The sequence below is a fragment of the Vibrio sp. V33_P6A3T137 genome (genome assembly GCF_009904835.1).
GTDB lineage: Bacteria > Pseudomonadota > Gammaproteobacteria > Enterobacterales > Vibrionaceae > Vibrio > Vibrio metschnikovii.
In genome coordinates this window covers 1-3757 of record NZ_WXWK01000007.1, presented here as the reverse complement: position 1 = coordinate 3757, position 3757 = coordinate 1, and the positions used below count along the sequence as shown (strand labels likewise).

Here is a 3757-nt window from a genome sequence, read left to right as displayed (position 1 = left end):
CATCAAGGTGTTCATTATTTAAAACTGATAGCCCAATTTTCACAAGGCACTTATAAACACCAATAGGAATATAAGGCTCAATATCAAACTTTACTGTTATAACTTTATTTTTCTTATCAAAAGTAACGTCTTGATTCTCAGTAGGACAAATTAAATGCCCTGGCTCATCTCTTTTCATGACAAAGCGAACATCTTTGTTTTTAGATTTATAAGCAGGTATTCCTGTCTTACCTTTAATCAACGATGAAGATCGATACCTACGAGTAAATTTATCTAAGTGTACTTCTAAATTGTTAGCGAAAAATTTATTACATTGATCGCATTCATTAAGCAAAATTAACTGCTTATTACCAAGAAACTCTGGAACTGCATGAGCTACATCTTTAAATGTAACTTCTGGTTTAGCTTTATTACAAAAACGACAAGGCTTATTTTTTTCTCCAATATACTTGTTATACCCATTACCAACATGATAATCAATCAGTAGATCATAGTTTGTTGAAAAGTACTTCGCTCGTTCTGAAAATTTCATTCTATATCCCATCAACTCTATGAAAGTTATTAGACAGACAATATGTGCTCGAATTTGTCCATATAAGACACTCTGCTTAATAAGGATCAATCCCTCATGCATCATTGATCAACAGAACCTAGCATTAGACAGATGGGATTTTGACAATTCAATTTACAAATACAGCCTCTGTCCGCCTAACACATCATAGTAAATTAAGTACATATTTAACCATTAATCAAATTAGGTCAACTAATGACAAAAGCAACGAATCAAGGTTACGACTAAGCAGCTTTGGGGCAATTTCTATTTAAAAATGGCAGCGTCCCAATAAGATCGCAGCCATTCTAGTATGATACTTTAATACTCAATGTGAATCTATATTACTCAGTATGAAACTTTATTCCTCTCCTACATCAGCTCAGCATCATCGAGGCATGATTATTCGACTGTCACCGCTTTGGCGAGGTTACGTGGCTGATCAACATCTGTCCCTTTGATCAAGGCGACGTGATAAGACAATAACTGCATCGGAATCGTGTAATAGATCGGCGCAGTAATGGTACTGACAGGCGGCATAGTGATGATTTTCATCGTCGCATCTTCAGCAAAACCAGCGTCTTGATCGGCAAAGACATACAACAAACCACCACGCGCTCGCACTTCTTCGATGTTTGATTTGAGCTTTTCAAGCAGATCGTTGCTCGGAGCGACCACTACCACTGGCATATCAGCATCAATCAGTGCGAGTGGCCCATGTTTTAACTCACCTGCAGCATAAGCTTCTGCGTGAATGTAAGAGATTTCTTTGAGTTTTAATGACGCTTCAACGGCAATAGGGTAAAACTCACCACGGCCTAAAAATAGCGTGTGGTGTTTATCGGCAAACTCTTCAGCAATCGCTTCAATCTGTTTTTCACAGCCAAGGGCTTGCTCTATTTGTCTTGGTAGAGCATGGAGAGCTTGGACAATCTCCGTCTCTAGTGCACGATCTATCACTTGCTTTTGTTTGCCCAATGCAGTGACTAACATTAATAGAGCGGCGAGCTGAGTGGTAAAGGCTTTGGTTGATGCAACACCAATTTCCGTTCCGGCACGAGTCATAAAGGCAAAATCAGACTCGCGCACTAAAGATGAACCCGCGACGTTACAAATCGTCATCGCCGCCATGTAACCTTTCTCTTTCGCTAGACGCAGTGCTGCCAGTGTATCGGCGGTTTCGCCTGATTGAGATAAGGTGATTAATAGGCTATTGGGGCGAGTAACAAATTTACGGTAGCGAAATTCAGAGGCAATTTCCACATCGCAGCTCACGCCGGATAAAGCTTCAAACCAGTAACGAGCCGTCATACCTGCGTTGTACGACGTACCACAGGCGACAATTTGGATATGCTCAACTTGCGCTAAAATTTCCGCGGCATTGACACCAATACTCTCGGTGATCACGCTATCGTGAGTGATGCGCCCTTCCATCGTATTGATCAACGCTGTGGGTTGCTCGAAAATTTCTTTTTGCATAAAGTGGCGAAACTTACCTTTATCACCAGCATCGTGTTCAGCGTTCGACTCAATCACTTCACGCATTACCTGCTCGCCATTAGCAGCAAAAATATTCACCTCACGGCGCGTCACTTCAGCAACATCGCCCTCTTCAAGGAACATAAAACGGCGAGTCACATTGAGTAACGCCAATTGATCAGAAGCTAAGAAGTTTTCACCCACACCTAAACCAATCACAATTGGGCTGCCTGAGCGAGCGACGACAACTCGGCTAGGATCGGTACAATCGAGCACGACGGTACCGTACGCGCCTTCCAGCTGTTTAACCGCTTTTTGTACCGCTTCAAGCAAAGTGCTTGCAGAGCGACGCTCCCACTCAACCAAATGAGCAATAACTTCGGTATCGGTTTGTGATTCAAAGACATAGCCACGGTCTTGTAATACGGTTCGCAGTGATGCGTGGTTTTCAATAATGCCATTATGGACGACGGTAATCGTGCCCGAGAGATGTGGATGAGCATTAATTTCTGACGGTTCACCATGAGTCGCCCAGCGAGTATGAGCAATACCTGTACCGCCAATAACTTTTTGCTGCTCGACCGCATCCGCTAATTCTTGCACTTTTCCTAAGCGACGTACGCGAGTAAGCGTATTCTCACTATCCACCACCGCAACGCCGGCAGAGTCATAGCCTCGATATTCCAAACGACGTAAACCTTCGACTAAAATTTCCGCCACATCACGCTGCGCAACTGCGCCAACAATTCCACACATCTTCACACTCCATTTATTTCGATCTTTTTTCCACCAGTAGATCGCCCGTTAACAGCCATATACTGATGAGTAAATAATCATGCTTACGCTCGAATCACTCGCACACGATGCGATTCAATTTGTTTGAGATAGGCGTCGCTGAGATCGCTGTCCGTCACTAAGACATCAATACAATCCCAAGCCAGCTCTAAGTTGGGGATTTTTCGGCCAATCTTTTCTGATTCAATCATCACGATCACTTCACGTGACACTTCTGCCATGACTTTACTTAACCCGGTTAACTCATTGAACGTGGTCGTGCCGCGTTCAAGATCAACACCATCAGCGCCGATAAATAACTGATCAAAGTCGTAAGAACGCAAGACAGACTCCGCCACTTGCCCCTGGAAAGATTCAGAATGAGTATCCCAAGTGCCACCGGTCATCAGTAGTGTCGGCTCACTTTCTAGCTCATTGAGGGCATTGGCGACATGCAATGAATTGGTCATAACCACCAAACCACGTTTATCGTTCAACTGCTGGATCAGTGCTGCCGTGGTACTGCCACTATCAATCACAATTCGATTATGATCTCTGATCAGCTTAGCGGCTTGTTTGGCTAGTGCCACCTTTCGAACCGAAACTTTTTCATTCAATTCATCTGCCATCACTTCTTTTGGCAAAGCGATCGCGCCACCATAACGCCTAAGTAATAGACCATTGGTTTCTAATGAGGCAAGATCCTTTCTAATCGTGACTTCTGAGGTGGAAAACTGCTGAGAAAGTGCTTCGACACTGACCTCGCCTTGTTGATTGACTAAACTGGCGATCGCGTGTCTTCGTAGCTGGGTATTTCGTTTCGACATGAGGTTTGATTTTTTAAGTTTCGATTCGAAATCAATTATAATCACTTCGAAACATTTCAGTCTATTTATTTCGATACAAAAAATTAATAATTAGCGCTAAAACCTTGTTCTAAGACAAGTCTTAAAT

Annotated in this window: 3 protein-coding genes; all 3 read right to left on the bottom strand. The window is 43.0% G+C overall.

All coding sequences use genetic code 11. The features are described 5' to 3' along the window. Nucleotides 1–532, bottom strand: a 532-nt coding sequence (locus tag CAG60_RS00395) for an HNH endonuclease (protein ID WP_161438022.1), incomplete at its 3' end; no start/stop codon positions are given. 420 nt (nucleotides 533–952) lie between these two features. Continuing rightward, nucleotides 953–2785 (bottom strand): glutamine--fructose-6-phosphate transaminase (isomerizing), encoded by a 1833-nt coding sequence (gene glmS, locus CAG60_RS00390; RefSeq protein ID WP_161438021.1) that lies wholly within the window; start codon nucleotides 2783–2785, stop codon nucleotides 953–955. A gap of 83 nt (nucleotides 2786–2868) precedes the next feature. Next, on the bottom strand, nucleotides 2869–3630 hold the full coding sequence (locus tag CAG60_RS00385) for a DeoR/GlpR family DNA-binding transcription regulator (RefSeq protein WP_040904702.1): 762 nt from the start codon (nucleotides 3628–3630) through the stop codon (nucleotides 2869–2871). Between the last annotated feature and the right edge of the window lie 127 nt (nucleotides 3631–3757).